Origin of the sequence: Serratia sp. SCBI, assembly GCF_000747565.1 — a bacterium.
GTDB classification, from domain to species: Bacteria; Pseudomonadota; Gammaproteobacteria; order Enterobacterales; family Enterobacteriaceae; genus Serratia; species Serratia ureilytica.
Window position 1 is genome coordinate 4,443,373 of the sequence record NZ_CP003424.1, and the last position, 19,362, is coordinate 4,462,734.

The window sequence follows — 19,362 nt, forward strand, 5'->3', positions numbered from 1 at the left end:
GTATCGCTTGGTTAATCCAGCTTGTTCTCTTTCAGGAAACCTTCCCCACCCAACTGGCGCATCTGGCGCATAATCCACTGCTGTCGCTGCGCCACATAACCGGACGGCGCATCGGCCCTGAAGCGATGCGGATTCGGCAATACCGCTGCCAGCAGCGCCGCTTCGGCCGCGGTCAGGCGCTTGGCCGGCTTATGGAAAAAGCGCTGTGAAGCCTCTTCCACGCCGAACACCCCGTCGCCGAACTCCACGATGTTCAGATACACCGTCAGAATACGCCGCTTGGTCCACACCAGCTCGATGCCCGACGTCAGCCCGGCCTCCAATCCTTTGCGCAGCCAGCTGCGGCCATCCCACAAAAAACAGGTTCTTGGCGGTCTGCTGCGACAGCGTGGACGCGCCGCGAATGCGCGTCGGGCGCTTCTCGTTGTGGCTGAGCGCCTTTTCAATGGCCGCCACATCGAAGCCCCAATGGTCTGGAAACTTCTGATCTTCCGCCGCCATCACCGCCAGCGCCATCTGCGGCGAAATGTCGTCCATCGACACCCAGTCCGAATGAGCGACGTAGCCGAAGTCGCCGCTCAGCCAGGCGCCGACCTGCCGCTCCACCATCACGGCGGAAAACGGCACCGGCAGGAAGGCGAAGGCCACAATGCCCAACACCCACAGGCCGATAATCGCGATGACGCCGCGTTTCAGCCAATACCACGGACGCAGCCGCCGCCATCCGCCGACCGATTTACTCATTCAGCCAGTTCCAGCACCCGCGCCACCAGTTTATCGATGCCGACGGCCGCCTGCGCGATCGACGGCGCCAGCATATAGGCTGGCGTGGTCACGATCTTGTGCTCGCTGTCCACCACGATGTCGTCCACCGGGCAAATCACCGGCTCGCCGCCCATGGCGTCAATCACTTCTCCCAGGTCGGGATCGTTGCCAATGGTCAGCCGCGCTTGTTGATCGAGCAGCTTCGGCAACAGCGCCGGTGCGATGCACATCAGGCCAATTGGTTTGTTGGCCTTATGCATCTCGCGCGTCAGACGCGCCAACGCTTCATCGACCCAACATTCCGCGCCGGCCTCGGCGAAATTGCTGAGATTCTTGGCGGCGCCAAAGCCGCCGGGCACAATCAGCGCATCCAGCTGCGCGGCCTCGGCCAGCGCCAACGGCTGCACTGCGCCGCGGGCAATGCGCGCCGATTCAATCAGGACGTTGCGCGATTCCGCCATCTCCTCACCAGATAAGTGATTAATAACATGGCGTTGCGGTTTATCAGGCGCAAAACACACCGCCTGCGCGCCGGCACGGTCCAGCGCCAGCAGCGTCAGCACCGCTTCGTGGATCTCCGTACCGTCATAAACGCCGCTGCCGCTGAGGACTACACCCACCTTTTTCATCACTCTTACTCCTGTCGCTGCTGTCAACTGGTTCGTGCTCGGAGTTGACAAACACTAATCTACATCACACATTTTAATGAATCTTCTAACAAGAGCGCTTACATTTGCTATGTTGTTGGCTGTATGATGTTTAGGAATTCGCTACAACCTGCTCGACCAGAACACTGAAACCAATACGCAGGTTCACAATTTCCCTGGTGTTGGCGCAATATTCGCGCACCCCGGCTCACGTCGGGGTCATTTTTTTTCAGCGTTCTCTACCCAAGCCCGCAGTACCTGCACGTCGTTGCGCCACTCTTGCTTCAGCTCATCTACCCAGTCCTGCACGTTATCCCACCAGGCCGGCAGCGTCGGCGTTTGAATCTGTTGCGCCAACTGCTGCAGGTGACGCAGGCCGACCGAACCGGCGGCGCCCTTGATCTTGTGCCCTTCCTCGGTGATGCCTTTCTGATCGCGCGCCGTCATATTGGAATCCAGCACCGCCAGATAACCCGGCATCATCTGTTCGAACATCTCCAGACTTTGATGGATCAACTGCGGGCCAACCAGGTCCATGTACTGCTCCAGCATCGCGGTATCGAGTAACGACTCATTAATCTGCATCGCCTTGTGCTCCGTTTTCTTAGAAGTGTGAGAAGGTTGATGATCCCAATAGTGTTTGATGACCTTGGTCAGCGCCGGCACCGACAGCGGCTTGCTCAGCACATCGTCCATGCCCGCCTCGAGATACTCTTTTTTGTCTTTCAGCACGTTGGCGGTCAGGGCCACCAACGGCGGCAGCGCCTGCCCGGCGTAACGCTCGCGCAGCGCCCGGGCGATATCCAGCCCGGTCATGTCCGGCAGTTGGATGTCCAGCAGCACCAGATCGAACTCGTCCGGATCGAACATCGCCAGCGCGTCGTGGCCGTTCATCGCCACCTCGACGCTGTTGCCCAGCTTCTCCAGCACCGAGCGCGCCACTATCACGTTCAGTTCGATATCTTCCACCAGCAGAATGTGCAGCGCCGGCAACGGCAGCTCCTCTTCCTCCGGCGCCGCGCTGACGGCTTCCTGCACCGCCGGCGCCTTGATGGTCAAAGTGAAGCAAGAACCGTGCCCTTGTTCGCTGCGCACGGTAATGTCGCCGCCCATGCTCTGCGCCAGCCGTTTGGAGACCGCCAGCCCGATGCCGGTGCCGGTGGCCGGACGGCCGCCGCGCTGATCTTTCACCTGATAATACATGGCGAAGATCTTGTCCTGCTCGTCCTGCGGGATGCCCATGCCCGAGTCTTCCACTTCGAACACCAGCTTCTCCTGCGCCTCGCGCCGCACGCGCACCACAATTTGCCCCTGCTGGGTAAATTTCACCGCGTTGCCGATCAGATTCCACAAGATCTGCCGCAGGCGCGTGCCGTCGGTCACGATCTGCTGCGGCAGCGGCGTCTGCGGCTCCATGATGAACTGCAGCCCTTTCGGCTGCGCCAGCAGGCCCGAGAGGTTCTCCAGATCCGCCAGGAAACCGGTGAAGTCCACCGGCTGGTTGTCGAGCTGCACCTTGCGCCGCTCGAGCTTGTCCATTTCGATAATGTCGTTGAAGATATTGCCGAGGGTGATGGCGCTGACGTGAATGGTCTTCAGGTATTTCAGTTGCTCGTCGTTCAGCTCGGTATCAAGCAAAATGCGGCTCAGGCCGACGATGCCGTTAAGCGGCGTACGCAGCTCGTGGCTGATCGTGGAGATAAAGGTGGTCTTCTCCCTGCTGGCGTTCTCCAGCGCGTCCTGGTAGCGCTTACGCTCGGTAATATCGCGGCCGAAGCCCATCAGCCCGTGGCGTTTGCCCACCCGGTCGTAAAACGGAACCTTGCGCAGCTCGAAACAGGCTTTGCGGCCGTCGGGATACACCAGCCACTGTTCGTAGGTCAGCGAGACGTTATGGCGGAACACCTTCTCGTCGGTCTCAATGACCTTTTCGGCGATCTCCTGGCCGTAGACGTCGAACGGCGTCAGGCCGATCAGCTGCTTCTCGCTTTTGCCGGTCAGCAGTTCCATCGCGCGGTTACAGCCGGAAAACTCTTTGTCTTCGTTGCGGTAGTAGACCAAATCCGGCGAGGCATCGAGGAAGGAACGCAGCAGCGCCGATTGCTGGCCCAGCTCAATCTGCGCCTGCTCGCGCTGCTCCATCTCTTCCGTCAGCTTTTCCATCACCTGCAGGCGCTCTTCTTCCGCTTTGATACGGTCGGCGATCTCCTGATTCAGCTGGCTGATATTGTCTTTGAGCTGCTGATTAAGCTCCAGATCGCGGTGGCGCATCTCTTCCAGCTTGTCCACCAGCCGCGCCAGCCGTTGGCGCGACTCTTCCAGCTGTTCCACCACCACCGAGAGAAAGTAGACCGCCCACGGGGTGATCAACAGACCGAAGAAGATTGAACGCACCACGTCGATGCTTTCCACTTCGCCGCGCAGCAGCATGGTCACCGCCATCTGCACCACCATCGCCAGCACCACCAGCGCCGAGGCCAGCAGCAGCGAGAAGCGCACCAACCCCAGTTTCACCATTAAATCAACGTAGTACTGGGCCAACACCCGGATTTGCTTCATAGCGGCTCCCATCAGACACAATCTTTTGAATCATACCGTAAAACCGCGATGAGATAAGGCGGCAAACGCCGAAGTGTGGCAAAGATTGCACTTCAGAGCGGCATTCCGGGACGGTAGCGCCGCTTTTCATCCAGCGCGCTGCCCTGCCCGCCGTATTGCTGCAGATAAGCGCCGACCGCCTGCATGCCGCTCCAGCGGTTTTCGCACCACAGCGGCGCCAGCAGCGTCGGCCGACGGGCGCTGGCGGAAAGACGGTGGTACACCACCTCGCCCGGCGTATGGCGGATCATCTCCCCGGCGCTGGCGGCGTAAGCTTCCAGCGCCAGTTCGGGCAACCTCCCGGCATGCCACGCCCGCACCAGGGTACTGCCGGTGACGACGTGCAGCGGATGCAGTTTGATGCCATCCACGCCGGTCTCCGTCACCCGCTGCAGCGTGAGCAGATGATCGCGCTGAGTTTCTCCCGGCAGCCCGACGATCAGATGGCAGCACACCTTCAGCCCGCGCTGCCGGGCCAGTCGCGCAGTCTGCTGATAACAGCGAAAATCATGGCCGCGGTTGATGCGCTTCAGCGTTTTATCGTGCGCCGTCTGCAGCCCCAGCTCCAGCCACACTTCATAGCCTTGCTCGCGGTATCCCGTCAGCAGATCCAGCGCGGCGGGCGGCACGCAGTCCGGCCGGGTGCCGACGCACAGACCGACCATGGCGCTCTGCGCCAACGCCTGCCGATACATCGTCTCCAGCCGTTCAACCTCCGCATAGGTGCTGGTATAGGCCTGGAAATAGGCCAGATAGCGCCGTGCCCGATCGGCCCGCGCGGCCTGCTGCGCCAGCTGTTCGGCAATGCTTTGGCGTTGCATCGCTTCATCGGCGAACGAGGCGACATTGCAGAACGTACAGCCGCCGCGCCCCAACGTGCCGTCGCGGTTAGGGCAGCTGAATCCGCCGTGCAGCGTGAGTTTATGGATCTTTTCGCCATAGCGGCGCTGGAGATCCGCGCCAAACATATTGACTAATTGCGGCAACTGCATAATCTTGGTGGTTCTCTGTGTTCAAAGCCGCGATGCTAATAAGAAACGGTTTTTCCCGCGATGACAGAGATCAACGCTTTCCCCGCAAGGCGCCATCAGGCATAACTATTCACCATAAACGCAAATCAATTCACTCTAATTCTGATGAATTATTCTAATCGTCACGCAACCGTTAACGGCAATATGACAACACGGTGAAAAATAGTCATAAACATCAGCTAAGCAATATCTTATAGAATAAAATTCTGACATTACCCCCCCGCACTAGCATGGTGCAGAGATTAAGGGGTTGCACTACAGTGAGACAGCTCACACTTCTGCAGGGATCGGCGTTGCCCCACGATAGTGCAAAAATGCATTAAATTACTTATTTATCAAATAAATAAACATCATTAATTCGATAAGAATCTATCTTAAGCCCACATTTGACCTGCGAATTCTTTCTCGCTAAGTTGGAAGTCCGCTGGAAGCTTTCTGGACGGGCAAACGTCTCGTCATATTTATGCAGTAATTGAAGACTCCCTCTTAAAACAAGTCCTATACCACTTGTGAGACCGTCACGAGAGGCCATTGATGGAGGGCGGAAAAGCAGATTGGCGGGGTTAACTTGCTGATTGGACTTCTGCCTGAAATTGGGAAGCCCCCTCGCAGTAGGTTGTGAGAGTCACGCAGAGCCTGGGGAGGTTCACGATATGTTGTACGATAAATCCCAAGAGAGGGACAACTGTGGTTTCGGCCTGATCGCCCATATAGAAGGCGAACCTAGCCACAAGGTGGTGCGCACCGCCATTCACGCGCTGGCCCGCATGCAGCACCGCGGCGCGATCCTCGCCGACGGCAAGACCGGCGACGGCTGCGGCCTGTTGCTGCAAAAACCCGATCGCTTCTTCCGCATGGTGGCGGAAGAGCGCGGCTGGCGTTTGGCCAAGAACTACGCCGTCGGCATGATGTTCCTCAGCCAGAATGAAGAGGAAGCGCGCCTCAGCCGCCGCATCGTGGAAGAAGAGCTGCAAAACGAAACGCTGTCGATCGTCGGCTGGCGCGAAGTGCCGACCAACCCCGACGTGCTGGGTGAAATCGCCCTATATTCCCTGCCGCGCATCGAGCAAATCTTCGTTAACGCCCCGGCCGGCTGGCGCCCGCGTGATATGGAGCGCCGCCTGTTCGTGGCGCGTCGCCGCATCGAGAAACGCGTGCAGGACGACAGTTTCTACGTCTGCAGCTTCTCTAACCTGGTGACGATCTATAAAGGCCTGTGCATGCCTGCGGATCTGCCGCGCTTCTATCTCGATCTGGCGGACCTGCGCCTGGAGTCGGCCATTTGCCTGTTCCACCAGCGCTTCTCCACCAACACCGTGCCGCGCTGGCCGCTGGCGCAGCCGTTCCGCTACCTGGCGCACAACGGCGAAATCAACACCATCACCGGCAACCGCCAGTGGGCGCGTGCCCGTACCTATAAATTCCAAACGCCGCTGATCCCGGATCTGCAGGCCGCCGCGCCGTTCGTCAACGAAACCGGCTCCGACTCCAGTTCGCTGGACAACATGCTGGAGCTGCTGCTGGCGGGCGGGATGGATCTCATCCGCGCCATGCGCCTGCTGGTGCCGCCGGCCTGGCAGAACAACCCGGACATGGACGGCGATCTGCGCGCCTTCTTCGACTTCAACTCGATGCACATGGAGCCGTGGGACGGCCCGGCCGGCATCGTGATGTCCGACGGCCGCTACGCCGCCTGTAACCTCGATCGCAACGGCCTGCGCCCGGCGCGCTACGTGATCACCAAAGACAAGCTGATTACCTGCGCCTCCGAAGTCGGCATCTGGGATTACCAGCCGGATGAAGTGGTGGAAAAAGGCCGCGTCGGCCCCGGCGAGCTGATGGTGATCGACACCCGCAGCGGCCGCATCCTGCACTCGGCGGAAACCGACAACGATCTGAAAAGCCGCCACCCGTATAAAGAGTGGATGGAGAAAAACGTCAAACGCCTGGTGCCGTTCGAAGATCTGCCGGACGATCAGGTCGGCAGCCGCGAGCTCGACGACGCGCAGCTCGAAACCTATCAGAAACAGTTCGGCTACAGCAGTGAAGAGCTGGATCAGGTGATCCGCGTGCTGGGCGAAATTGGCCAGGAAGCCACCGGTTCGATGGGCGACGATACCCCGTTCGCCGTGCTCTCCAGCCGGCCGCGCATCGTTTACGACTATTTCCGCCAGCAGTTCGCGCAGGTCACCAATCCGCCGATCGATCCGCTGCGTGAAGCGCACGTCATGTCGCTGGCCACCAGCATCGGCCGTGAAATGAACGTGTTCTGCGAAGCCGAAGGCCAGGCGCACCGCCTGAGCTTCAAATCGCCGATCCTGCTGTACTCCGATTTCAAACAGCTCACCACGCTGGAAGGCGAATACTATCGCGCCGAGACCCTCGATCTGACCTTCGATCCGCAGCAGCAGGATCTGGAGCAGACCATTCGCGCCCTGTGCGACGAAGCGGAACGTAAGGTGCGCGAAGGCGCGGTGCTGTTGGTGCTGTCCGACCGCGCCATCGCGCCCGGCCGCCTGCCGGTGCCTGCTCCGATGGCAGTCGGCGCCGTGCAAACCCGCCTGGTGGAAAAAAGCCTGCGCTGCGACGCCAACCTGATCGTTGAAACCGCCAGCGCCCGCGATCCGCACCACTTCGCCGTACTGCTCGGCTTCGGCGCGACCGCCATCTATCCGTACCTGGCCTATGAAACCCTGGCCAAGCTGGTGGACAGCCAGGCGATCGACAAGAAATACCGCGACGTGATGCTGAACTACCGCAACGGCATCAATAAAGGTCTGTACAAGATCATGTCCAAGATGGGCATTTCGACCATCGCCTCTTACCGCTGCTCCAAGCTGTTCGAAGCGGTCGGCCTGCACCGCGATCTGGCGGATCTGTGCTTCCAGGGCGTGGTCAGCCGCATCGGCGGCGCCAGCTTCAGCGATTTCCAGCAGGATCTGCAGAACCTTTCCAAGCGCGCCTGGCTGAAACGCAAACCGCTGGAGCAAGGCGGCCTGCTGAAATTCGTGCACGGCGGCGAATACCACGCCTACAACCCGGACGTGGTGAACTCGCTGCAAAAAGCGGTACACAGCGGCGAGTACAGCGACTATCAGGCTTACGCCAAGCTGGTGAACGAGCGGCCGGTCGCCATGCTGCGCGATCTGCTGGCCATCACGCCGAAAGGCGAACCGATCCCGGTCGATCAGGTCGAACCGGCGGAATCGCTGTTCAAACGCTTCGACACGGCGGCGATGTCGATCGGCGCGCTGAGCCCGGAAGCGCACGAATCGCTGGCGATCGCCATGAACGGCCTCGGCGGCTTCTCCAACTCCGGCGAAGGCGGCGAAGATCCGGCGCGCTACCGCACCAACAAGGTGTCGCGCATCAAACAGGTGGCCTCCGGCCGCTTCGGCGTAACGCCGGCCTACCTGGTGAACGCCGACGTGATCCAGATTAAGGTGGCGCAAGGCGCCAAGCCGGGCGAAGGCGGCCAGCTGCCGGGCGACAAAGTCACCCCGTACATCGCCAGACTGCGTTACTCGGTGCCGGGCGTGACGCTGATCTCCCCACCGCCGCACCACGACATCTACTCGATCGAGGATCTGGCGCAGCTGATCTTCGATCTGAAGCAGGTCAACCCGAAGGCGGTGATCTCGGTGAAACTGGTGTCCGAGCCGGGCGTCGGCACCATCGCCACCGGCGTGGCGAAAGCCTATGCCGATCTGATCACCATCGCCGGTTACGACGGCGGCACCGGCGCCAGCCCGCTGTCCTCGGTGAAATATGCCGGCTGCCCATGGGAACTGGGCCTGGTGGAAACCCAGCAGGCGCTGGTGGCCAACGGTCTGCGCCACAAGATCCGCCTGCAGGTGGACGGCGGCCTGAAAACCGGCGTGGACATCGTCAAAGCGGCGATCCTGGGCGCGGAAAGCTTCGGCTTCGGCACCGGGCCGATGGTGGCGCTGGGCTGCAAATACCTGCGCATCTGCCACCTCAACAACTGCGCGACCGGCGTCGCGACGCAGGACGACAAGCTGCGCCGCGATCACTACCACGGCCTGCCGGAACGCGTGACGAATTACTTCCAGTTTATCGCGCGTGAAACCCGCGAGATCATGGCGCAACTGGGCGTGAGCCAGTTGGTGGATCTGATCGGCCGCACCGAGTTCCTGACCGAGCTGGACGGCATTTCCGCCAAGCAGAACAAGCTGGATCTGTCGCCGCTGCTGAAAACCGCCACGCCGCATCCGGGCAAAGCGGTGTACTGCACCGAAAGCAGCAACCCGGCGTTCGACAAGGGCCTGCTGAACAAAGAGCTGCTGGCGCAGGCGCAGCCGCATATCGAAGCGAAACAGGGTAAAACCTTCTACTTCGACATTCGCAACACTGACCGCTCCGTGGGCGCCATGCTGTCCGGCGCTATCGCCAACGTGCACGGCGATCAGGGCATGGCGGCCGATCCGATCAAGGCGCACTTCTCCGGCACCGCCGGGCAGAGCTTCGGCGTCTGGAACGCCGGCGGCGTCGAGCTGACCCTGACCGGCGACGCCAACGACTATGTCGGCAAAGGCATGGCCGGCGGCAGCATCGCGGTGCGTCCGCCGATCGGCTCCGCCTTCCGCAGCCATGAAGCCAGCATCGTCGGCAACACCTGCCTGTACGGCGCCACCGGCGGCAAGCTGTTCGCCGCCGGCCGCGCGGGCGAGCGTTTCGCGGTGCGCAACTCCGGCGCCATCACCGTGGTGGAAGGCATCGGCGACAACGGCTGCGAATACATGACCGGCGGCATCGTCTGCGTGCTGGGTAAAACCGGCATCAACTTCGGCGCCGGCATGACCGGCGGCTTCGCCTACGTGCTGGACGAAGACGGCGAGTTTCGCAAGCGCGTGAACCCGGAGCTGGTGGAAGTGCTGGATGTCGATCAGTTGGCGATCCATGAGGAGCATCTGCGCGGCCTGATCACCGAACACGTGCAGGCGACCGGCTCTTCCCGCGCGGAAGAGATCCTGGCCAACTGGCCGGAGTGGGCGCCGAAGTTCGCCCTGGTCAAACCGAAGTCCAGCGATGTCAAAGCGCTGTTGGGTCACCGTAGCCGTTCCGCAGCCGAGCTGCGGGTGCAGGCGCAGTAAGAGGTAGGTCATTAATGAGCCAGAACGTTTATCAATTTATCGACCTGCAGCGTGTTGATCCGCCTAAGAAACCGCTGAAGATCCGCAAAATCGAGTTCGTCGAGATCTACGAACCGTTTTCGGAAACCCAGGCCAAAGCCCAGGCGGACCGCTGTCTGTCCTGCGGCAACCCGTATTGCGAGTGGAAGTGCCCGGTGCACAACTACATCCCGAACTGGCTGAAGCTGGCCAACGAAGGCCGCATCATGGAAGCGGCGGACCTGGCGCATCAGACCAACAGCCTGCCGGAGGTGTGCGGCCGCGTATGCCCGCAGGATCGCCTGTGCGAGGGGTCTTGCACCCTGAACGACGAGTTCGGCGCGGTCACCATCGGCAATATCGAGCGTTACATCAGCGATAAGGCCATCGAAATGGGCTGGAAGCCGGACATGTCGCACGTGCAGCCGACCGGCAAGCGCGTGGCGATCGTCGGTGCCGGCCCTGCCGGGCTGGCCTGCGCTGACGTGCTGACCCGCAACGGCGTCAAAGCGGTGGTGTATGATCGTCATCCTGAGATCGGCGGTCTGCTGACCTTCGGCATCCCGGCCTTCAAGCTGGAAAAGGAAGTGATGGTCAAACGCCGCGGCATCTTCAGCGAGATGGGCATTGAGTTCCAGCTGAATACCGAAGTGGGCAAAGACGTCAGCATGGAGACTTTGCTGAGCGAGTACGATGCGGTGTTCCTCGGCGTCGGCACCTATCAATCGATGCGTGGCGGGCTGGAGAATGAGGATGCGCAGGGCGTGTACGACGCGCTGCCGTTCCTGATCGCCAACACCAAGCAGTTGATGGGGTATGAAACCGAGCAGCACGAGCCTTATGTCAGCATGGAAGGCAAACGGGTGGTGGTGCTGGGCGGCGGCGATACCGCCATGGACTGCGTGCGCACCTCGGTGCGTCAGGGCGCGACGCAGGTCACCTGCGCCTACCGCCGCGACGAGGCCAACATGCCGGGCTCCAAGCGCGAAGTGAAGAACGCCCGGGAAGAAGGGGTGGACTTCCAGTTCAACCTGCAGCCGCTGAGCATCGAACTGAACAGCGCCGGCCGCGTGGCCGGGGTGAAAATGGTGCGCACTCAGTTGGGTGCGCCGGATGCCAACGGCCGCCAGACGGCGGAGCAGGTGCCGGGTTCCGAGCACGTGATCGACGCCGACGCGGTGGTGATGGCGTTCGGCTTCCGCCCACACCGCATGGACTGGCTGGCGGCGCACGACGTGCAGCTCGATAAACAGGGCCGCATCGTGGCGCCGGAAGGCAGCGACAACGCATTCCAGACCAGCAACCCGAAAATCTTCGCCGGTGGCGACGCGGTGCGTGGCTCCGACCTGGTGGTGACGGCGATCGCCGAAGGCCGCAAAGCGGCAGACGGCATCATGAACTACCTGGAAGTGTAAACCTTCCGTACCGCCAAAGGCCCGGCACATTGCCGGGCCTTTGTTTTAACCGGCCACGCTTTGTAACAACCTCCCCCTCCTCACTGCCTCAACGCGCTATAGTATTGAGTTAGCACCATTGCAGGGCGCGGCTGCGCCTGACACCGAGATAAGGATAGCGAACATGAAATGCTCCATTTCCCTGTTGGCCGGCGCACTACTGGCCGTCAGTTTCAGCGCCTCAGCCCTGGCGCTGGATTCGCAGGAGGTCGGTTACAATATCGAAGCGCGCGGCGCGCGGCCGGTCGTGGCGCAGTTGGGCAAGGCCGGGCAGTTCAGCGCCGTGGAAAACAGTATCCGGTTGGGGGACGACAACTGGATTGCCCTGGCGCCCAAGCTGGCCGGCGGCGGCAATGCCGGATTTACCGCCGGCATTAAATCTGCCCTCTCCGCCGCCCTGATCTACAACCCGGCGGCGGTATTGCAGGCGCTCAACAAAGGCAACGATCTGCCGCTCAATGACATCTGCACCGCGCCGCCGGAAGTGCAAGGCGACACCGCCATCACCAGCTTCCGTGAGCGTGCAGCCCACGCGCTGTCCACCGTGCGCGTAGGCGATCTCAGCGCGCCGCGCGATGCCTGCATTGCCGCCTTGAAAGGCTGATCCGCTTCGTCCGGGCAAAAAAAGCACCCCACGGGGTGCTTTTTCGTTTGTTCACGCGGGCTTATTTCACCACACGCAGCGCCGGTCGGCCACCGCGTGGCGGCTGCGGCGGTTCGTCGTCCGGGCCGTCATCTTCCGCGGTATCCGGGCGATCGCCGTCGATCACCGACATCAACGTTTCCGAAGGGATCGTCTCATTGTCCAAACCTTCGAACACGCCTTCGCTTTCATCGTAGGCGGCTTCCGGTTCAAACATCGTGCCGGCGCCGTTCTCACGCGCATAAATCGCCAGCACGGCGGCCATCGGCACCGAAACCTGGCGCGGCACGCCGCCGAAGCGCGCGTTGAACTGCACGTCTTCGTTGCCCAACGCCAGGTTGCCTACCGCGCGCGGCGCGATATTCAACACGATCTGGCCATCGCGCGCGAACTCCATCGGCACCTGAACATCAGGGCGAGTCACGTCGACCACCAGGTGCGGCGTCAGCTGGTTATCCAGCAGCCAGTCGTAGAACGCCCGCAGCAGATACGGGCGACGCGGCGTCATCTGAGACATGTCCATCGCGCTTAGCCCCGGGTTTGCAGGCGCATTTCACGCTCGGCTTCGGTCAGGGAAGCCAGGAAAGCGTCGCGTTCGAAGACGCGGGTCATGTAGCCTTTCAACTCTTTGGAGCCGGCGCCGCTCAACTCGATGCCCAGCTGCGGCAGACGCCACAACAGCGGTGCCAGGTAGCAATCCACCAGGCTGAACTCTTCGCTCATGAAATACGGCGCCTGGCCGAAAATAGGCGCGATCGCCAGCAGCTCTTCACGCAGCTGGCGGCGGGCGGATTCTGCTTCCTGACCGCTGCTCTTCTCGATCTTGTCCATCAGCGAGTACCAGTTCTTCTCGATGCGCAGCATCATCAGACGGCTCTCACCACGGGCAACCGGGTAAACCGGCATCAGCGGCGGGTGCGGGAAGCGCTCATCCAGGTATTCCATGATGATGCGGGATTCATACAGGGTCAGTTCGCGATCGACCAGCGTAGGCACCGTCTGGTAAGGGTTGAGGTCAATCAGATCTTGCGGCAGGTTATCCATTTCGACCTGCTCGATCTCGACGCTGACACCTTTCTCCGCCAGTACGATGCGTACTTGATGGCTAAAAATGTCGGTCGGGCCAGAGAACAGCGTCATTACCGAACGTTTGTTGGCAGCGACAGCCATGAAAACCTCCAAGTTATCTAGAAAATACTGCGAATAGCCAACTGACAGGCTGCTATCCTGAATAATCTTGCCGCAGGCCGGCAGCACGCAGCGCGACCCGAACCCATAAAAAACCGGCCCAGGAGGTCAACTGCACGGCGAACAGGCGCAAAAGTGGGTGATAGTTTACCAGATTTTGCTTGTTTTGTGGGGGCGCTGCGGCGAATTCATGTTGAATTGTCTGATATGCCACAGATTTTAGTCGGGGAAGGCGGATTTCAGGCATAAAAAAACCCGGTGAAGCACCGGGTTTTTTGCGTAAATCGCACTGCCGAAGCAGCGGAAATTAACGCTTGGAGAACTGCGGACGACGACGTGCTTTACGCAGACCGACTTTCTTACGTTCAACCTGACGAGCGTCACGGGTGACGAAGCCAGCTTTACGCAGTTCAGAACGCAGAGTCTCATCGTACTCCATCAGTGCACGGGTGATACCGTGACGGATGGCGCCAGCTTGACCGGAGATACCACCACCTTTAACGGTGATGTACAGATCCAGTTTGCCAACCATGTCGACCAGTTCCAGCGGCTGACGAACTACCATGCGGGCAGTTTCGCGACCGAAGTACTGTTCCAGGCTGCGCTGGTTGATAACGATGTTACCGTTGCCCGGCTTGATGAAGACGCGAGCGGCGGAGCTTTTGCGGCGACCAGTGCCGTAGTATTGATTTTCAGCCATTGCCATTAATCCCGATTAAATGTCCAGAACTTGCGGTTGCTGTGCCGCGTGATTGTGCTCGGTGCCCGCGTAAACTTTCAGTTTACGGAACATAGCACGACCCAGCGGGCCCTTTGGCAGCATGCCTTTAACCGCGATTTCAATCACGCGCTCAGGACGGCGGGCAATCATCTCTTCAAAGGTCGCTTGCTTGATACCACCGATGTGGCCGGTGTGGTGGTAGTACACTTTGTCTGTACGCTTGTTGCCGGTTACAGCAACTTTGTCAGCGTTCAGAACGATGATGTAATCACCGGTATCCACGTGCGGGGTGTATTCCGCTTTATGCTTGCCGCGCAGGCGACGAGCCAGTTCAGTAGCGAGACGGCCTAAAGTTTTACCATCTGCATCAACAACATACCAGTCGCGTTTTACGGTTTCTGGTTTAGCTGTAAAAGTTTTCATTAGAAAGCTTACCCAATAATTAGTTACACGTTGGTGAACACCCAAACGCTCGAAAACAGTTGAGGCTCACACGACCATACAAGTCCAGCAAACCTACCCCTTCGAATAGCCATTGCCGGCACTATAAAGTTTTTGGGAAAAAAACTTTGTTGTAACGTGGGGTCGCAAGATTATAGAGAAGTCGCTCACAAAGATCGAACGGTTTTTGAATGGAAAATAAATTTATCGCCGGCGGCGGACAACCGGCGATACGGCGGCGGCAAGCCCGGCAGACTCAGGGCAAATGCGGCAGCTTGAGGTACTCTTCGCTCTGCATTTCCTGCAGGCGCGACAGGCAGCGCTGGAATTCAAATTTCAGCTGCACCCCCTGATAGATCTCGAACATCGACGCTTCGGCGCCGATCACCAGCTTGATGTGCCGCTCGTAGAATTCGTCCACCAACGCCAGGAAACGGCGCGCGGTATTCTCTTTCAGCGGCCCCATCACCCGCACATTATACAGGATCACGCTGTGATACAGCCGCGACAGCGCGATGTAGTCCAGTTGGCTGCGCGCCTCTTCACACAGCGTGTGGAAATCCACCGCCAGCACGCCGTCCACCGAACGGATAGCCTGCAGCGGCCGATGGTTGATCTGCAGCACCGGCGCGTCCTCCCCCGCCTTGCCCGCCAGCTTGACGAACATCCGATCCAGCGTCTCGCGCGTCTGGTCGCTCAGCGGCGTCAGGTAGAGGTGCGCCTGGGTCAGGGTACGCAGACGATAGTCGATGCCGGCGTCGACGTTCATCACGTCGCAGTACTCGTTGATCAGATCGATGGCCGGCAGGAAACGCGCCCGCTGCAGACCGTTGCGGTACAGATCGTCCGGCGGGATGTTCGACGTGGCCACCAGCGTGATGCCGCGCGCGAACAGCGCCTGCAGCAGCGTGGCCAGCAGCATGGCGTCGGTGATGTCGGACACGAAGAATTCGTCGAAACACAGCACGTCGGTCTCGGCCTTAAAGCCGTCGGCGACGATTTCCAACGGGTTTTCCCGCCCCTGCAACTCGGTCAGCTCTTCATGCACCCGCAGCATGAAGCGGTGAAAGTGCAGACGCATTTTGCGATCGCCCGGCAAACTGTGGAAGAACATATCCATCAACCAGGTTTTGCCGCGCCCGACGCCGCCCCACATATACAGCCCCTGCACCGGGCGCTGCGGTGCCGTGTCGCCGCCCTTGCCCAGCAAGCGGCTGAGCTTACCGCACAGCCCGCCGGCAGGCGCGCTCGCCGCCGGCTTTTGCAACAGAGCCTGATAAATGCGATCCAGTTGAGTGACGGCCCGGCGTTGAACCTCATCGGCCTGATATTCCCCCGCATCCAGCGCCTGCTGGTAGCGAGATAACGGTGATAGTGCCTGCATCTGTTCGATGTTCCCTAAGAACGCTTAGAAATTATTTAGCCAACGTTGGCGGCAAGTTGATGCCGATTCGCACCGTTATCGCCACAAATGCCCGCTGCGGGCGCCGCTGAAAACCCTGTAAAAATTAGGTGGAAGCGCATCAGGATTCCACTCGGACAAGGTTAACGGTTATAGTGGATATTATTAAGTGAAAAATCCCTGCGGAACAACGAAGTCAAAATAGGAGTCATCATGACCTGGGAGTATGCGCTGATTGGTTTGGTCGTCGGTATCGTGATTGGTGCGGTGGCGATGCGTTTTGGCAACCGTAAATTACGTCAACAACAAGTCCTGCAGAACGAGTTGGACAAGAGCAAAACCGAGCTGGAAGAGTACCGTCAGGAGCTGGTCGGCCACTTTGCCCGCAGCGCCGAGCTGCTGGACAACATGGCGCGCGATTATCGTCAGCTGTATCAGCACATGGCGAAAAGCTCGAACAACCTGCTGCCGGATCTGCCGATGCAGGAAAATCCGTTCCGCTATCGCCTGACCGAAGCGGAAGCAGACAACGATCAAGCGCCGGTGGAAATGCCGCGCGACTATTCGGAAGGCGCCTCCGGCCTGCTGCGCGGGCAAAGCGCGCGCCGCGACTGACCCCCTTCGCCCGCGGGGCCACCCGCGGGCTTCCTCCGTTTACCGTCTTGACCTTCCCTCGCATTACCTTTACTGAACTTTGCACGCAAATTCACGGTCTTACCCTTCACTATGACAAGGTGATTGCCTTATCATCAAATTTTCATCGGCAGGTATTGAGAGAGTTATAATCAATGAAGAAAAAGTCTTTAATTCTTAGTGCATTGGCAATGAGCCTCGGCCTGACGCTCAGCTCCGTACAGGTGGCCAACGCGGCCCTGCCCGTCGCCGTTCAGGGGCAGCCGCTGCCGAGCCTGGCGCCGATGCTGGAAAAAGTCTTGCCCGCCGTAGTGAGCGTGCATGTCGCCGGCACTCAGGTGCAGCGTCAACAACTGCCGGAAGAGTTCAGACGCTTCTTCGGCCCTAACTTCCCCGGCCAGCAGCAAAGCTCCCGTCCGTTTGAAGGGCTGGGTTCCGGCGTGATCATCGACGCCGCCAAAGGCTATGTGCTGACCAACAACCACGTCATCAACAATGCCGATAAAATCCGCGTGCAGTTGAACGACGGTCGCGAGCTGGACGCCAAGCTGGTCGGCCGCGATGAGCAATCCGACATCGCCCTGCTGCAGCTCAGCGACACCAAAAACCTGACCGCCATCAAGATGGCCGATTCCGATCAGCTGCGCGTCGGCGACTTTGCCGTCGCGGTCGGCAACCCGTTTGGCCTGGGCCAAACCGCCACTTCCGGCATTATCTCGGCGCTGGGCCGCTCCGGCCTGAATCTGGAAGGGCTGGAAAACTTCATTCAGACCGACGCCTCCATCAACCGCGGCAACTCCGGCGGCGCACTGGTTAACCTGAACGGCGAGCTGATCGGCATCAATACCGCCATTCTGGCGCCGAGCGGCGGCAACGTCGGCATCGGTTTCGCCATTCCGAGCAATATGGCGCAGAACCTGAGCCAGCAGCTGATTGAATTCGGCGAAGTGAAACGCGGCCTGCTGGGCATCAAGGGCAGCGAAATGACCCCGGATATGGCCAAAGCCTTCAACACCGACGCGCAGCGCGGCGCCTTCGTCAGCGAAGTGCTGCCGAAATCCGCCGCCGCCAAGGCGGGCATCAAGGCCGGGGATATCCTGGTCTCCGTCGACGGTAAACCGGTGAGCAGCTTCGCCGAACTGCGCGCCAAAGTCGGCACCACCGCGCCGGGCAAAACCCTCAAGGTGGGCCTGCTGCGCGATGGCAAACCGCAGGAAGTCTCGGTCACGCTGGACAACAGCGAGAGCGCCTCGACCAACGCCGAAACGCTGTCGCCGGCGCTGCAGGGGGTTTCCCTCAGCAATGCCGCGTTGCCGAACGGCGACAAGGGCGTGAAGGTGGAGAACGTGGATAAAGGGTCAACGGCGGCGCAGATCGGCCTGCAGAAAGGCGACGTGATCATCGGCGTCAACCGTCAGCGCGTGGACAACATCACCACGCTGCGTAAAGTGCTGGAGGCCAAGCCACCGGTGATGGCGCTCAATATCGTGCGCGGCAACGAAACCATTTATCTGCTGCTGCGTTAATTTGTGCAAAAACCGGGCTCGGTGACATACTGCGCCCGGTTAACTCATGCTATCCTCCGAACATCGTTCACCACACCACGAAAACTCCATGTTTGCTAAGCTCTTGCGTTCTGTCGTTATCGGTCTCATCGTTGCCGGCCTGCTGTTGGCCGCACTGCCCATGCTGCGTTCTTCCAACGGCCTGTTTGCAGACAAACCTGAGAGCACCAGCGACGAAACGCCAGTGAGCTACAACAAAGCGGTGCGCCGCGCCGCGCCCGCCGTGGTGAACATTTACAACCGCAACCTGAACGGCGCCGCCAACGTGCTGTCGCTCGGTTCCGGCGTGATCATGAATGAACGCGGCTATATCATCACCAACCGCCACGTGATCAAAGACGCTCAGCAGATCACCGTGGTGTTGCAGGATGGCCGCCGCTACGAAGCGCTGTTGGTCGGCTCGGACGGCCTGACCGATTTGGCGGTGCTGAAGATCGATCCCGGCAATTTGCCGGTGATCCCGACCAATAAAAATCGCGTTGCCCATGTCGGCGACGTGGTGCTGGCGATCGGCAACCCCTATAACCTGGGGCAGACCGTCACACAGGGCATCCTCAGCGCCACCGGCCGCATCAGTATGAGCACCACCGGCCGACAGACGTTCCTGCAGACCGACGCCTCCATCAACCGCGGCAACTCCGGCGGCGCGCTGGTCAACTCGCTGGGCGAGCTGATCGGCATAAACACCCTGACCTATGACAAAATTACCGACGGCGAAACGCCGGAGGGCCTCGGCTTCGCCATTCCGATCGAACTGGCCACCAAAATCATGGACAAGCTGATCCGCGACGGCCGCGTCATCCGCGGCTATTTCGGCATTCAGGGCAAAGAGATCATTCCGCTGCGCTCGTCCAATTCCGGCATCGATCGCCTTCAAGGCATCATCGTGACCGAGATTACGCCAAACGGCCCGGCGAGCAACGCCGGCTTCCAGATCAACGACATCATCATCAACGTGGATAACAAACCGGCGGTGTCCGTGCTGGAGACCATGGATCAGGTGGCGGAGATCAGACCGGGCACCGAGATACCGGTTATCGTGCTCCGTGACGGCAAGCGCATTACGTTGAAAATGACGGTGGGTGAATTCCCGGAAGACAGCAATTAAAAAAGGCCGGCATTGATAGCCGGCCCTTTGATTT

General features: G+C 60.1%; 14 protein-coding genes and 1 pseudogene. 6 read left to right on the forward strand and 9 right to left on the reverse strand.

Annotated features, from left to right (window positions below; genetic code table 11):
- Positions 1–11 precede the first annotated feature (11 nt).
- The 4 genes and pseudogenes from mtgA to SERRSCBI_RS20745 all read right to left on the reverse strand — a co-directional run bounded on the left by mtgA (position 12) and on the right by SERRSCBI_RS20745 (position 5,002).
- Positions 12–744: pseudogene (gene mtgA, locus SERRSCBI_RS20730) on the reverse strand (monofunctional biosynthetic peptidoglycan transglycosylase).
- The gene (gene elbB / locus SERRSCBI_RS20735) at positions 741–1,394 is read right to left on the reverse strand and encodes an isoprenoid biosynthesis glyoxalase ElbB (protein ID WP_033644510.1); all 654 of its coding nucleotides are present in this window, start codon (positions 1,392–1,394) and stop codon (positions 741–743) included. The pseudogene mtgA and the gene elbB overlap by 4 nt, the downstream one beginning before the upstream one ends.
- Positions 1,395–1,631: 237 nt before the next feature.
- Positions 1,632–3,971 carry an aerobic respiration two-component sensor histidine kinase ArcB gene (gene arcB, locus SERRSCBI_RS20740; RefSeq protein WP_033644509.1) on the reverse strand — a complete coding sequence of 780 codons (2,340 nt, stop codon included), beginning with the start codon at positions 3,969–3,971 and terminating at the stop codon, positions 1,632–1,634.
- 92 nt (positions 3,972–4,063) lie between these two features.
- Complete coding sequence (locus SERRSCBI_RS20745) at positions 4,064–5,002, reverse strand: TIGR01212 family radical SAM protein (protein WP_042785426.1); 939 nt, start codon at positions 5,000–5,002, stop codon at positions 4,064–4,066.
- A 692-nt stretch (positions 5,003–5,694) separates the two neighbouring features.
- On the opposite strand from SERRSCBI_RS20745, the gene gltB reads away from it, so the two are divergent.
- The 3 genes from gltB to SERRSCBI_RS20760 all read left to right on the forward strand — a co-directional run bounded on the left by gltB (position 5,695) and on the right by SERRSCBI_RS20760 (position 12,231).
- Positions 5,695–10,155 (forward strand): glutamate synthase large subunit, encoded by a 4,461-nt coding sequence (gene gltB / locus SERRSCBI_RS20750; RefSeq protein WP_042785427.1) that lies wholly within the window; start codon positions 5,695–5,697, stop codon positions 10,153–10,155.
- A gap of 14 nt (positions 10,156–10,169) precedes the next feature.
- Complete coding sequence (locus SERRSCBI_RS20755) at positions 10,170–11,588, forward strand: glutamate synthase small subunit (RefSeq protein WP_042785428.1); 1,419 nt, start codon at positions 10,170–10,172, stop codon at positions 11,586–11,588.
- 163 nt (positions 11,589–11,751) lie between these two features.
- Positions 11,752–12,231 carry a hypothetical protein gene (locus SERRSCBI_RS20760; protein WP_025304364.1) on the forward strand — a complete coding sequence of 160 codons (480 nt, stop codon included), beginning with the start codon at positions 11,752–11,754 and terminating at the stop codon, positions 12,229–12,231.
- 61 nt (positions 12,232–12,292) lie between these two features.
- On the opposite strand, the gene sspB is transcribed toward SERRSCBI_RS20760, so the two are convergent.
- From sspB to zapE, 5 genes are all read right to left on the reverse strand, one after another.
- Positions 12,293–12,793 (reverse strand): ClpXP protease specificity-enhancing factor, encoded by a 501-nt coding sequence (gene sspB / locus SERRSCBI_RS20765; RefSeq protein WP_025304365.1) that lies wholly within the window; start codon positions 12,791–12,793, stop codon positions 12,293–12,295.
- Positions 12,794–12,798: 5 nt separating this feature from the next.
- A complete protein-coding gene (sspA, locus tag SERRSCBI_RS20770; RefSeq protein WP_004937082.1) occupies positions 12,799–13,440 on the reverse strand; it encodes a stringent starvation protein SspA in 642 nt (213 codons plus the stop codon).
- Positions 13,441–13,765: 325 nt separating this feature from the next.
- Positions 13,766–14,158 carry a 30S ribosomal protein S9 gene (rpsI, locus tag SERRSCBI_RS20775; RefSeq protein WP_004937080.1) on the reverse strand — a complete coding sequence of 131 codons (393 nt, stop codon included), beginning with the start codon at positions 14,156–14,158 and terminating at the stop codon, positions 13,766–13,768.
- A 15-nt stretch (positions 14,159–14,173) separates the two neighbouring features.
- A complete protein-coding gene (gene rplM / locus SERRSCBI_RS20780) occupies positions 14,174–14,602 on the reverse strand; it encodes a 50S ribosomal protein L13 (RefSeq protein WP_004937079.1) in 429 nt (142 codons plus the stop codon).
- A 274-nt stretch (positions 14,603–14,876) separates the two neighbouring features.
- Positions 14,877–16,004, reverse strand: coding sequence for a cell division protein ZapE (zapE, locus tag SERRSCBI_RS20785; protein WP_042785429.1), 1,128 nt, complete (start codon positions 16,002–16,004; stop codon positions 14,877–14,879).
- Positions 16,005–16,235: 231 nt separating this feature from the next.
- On the opposite strand from zapE, the gene zapG reads away from it, so the two are divergent.
- The 3 genes from zapG (at position 16,236) to degS (ending at position 19,328) form a co-directional block, all read left to right on the forward strand.
- Entirely contained in the window at positions 16,236–16,637 is a 402-nt protein-coding gene (gene zapG / locus SERRSCBI_RS20790) for a Z-ring associated protein ZapG (protein ID WP_004937074.1), read from the forward strand.
- A gap of 173 nt (positions 16,638–16,810) precedes the next feature.
- On the forward strand, positions 16,811–18,181 hold the full coding sequence (degQ, locus tag SERRSCBI_RS20795; RefSeq protein WP_042785431.1) for a serine endoprotease DegQ: 1,371 nt from the start codon (positions 16,811–16,813) through the stop codon (positions 18,179–18,181).
- Positions 18,182–18,269: 88 nt separating this feature from the next.
- A complete protein-coding gene (gene degS / locus SERRSCBI_RS20800; RefSeq protein ID WP_042785432.1) occupies positions 18,270–19,328 on the forward strand; it encodes an outer membrane-stress sensor serine endopeptidase DegS in 1,059 nt (352 codons plus the stop codon).
- Positions 19,329–19,362 lie beyond the last annotated feature (34 nt).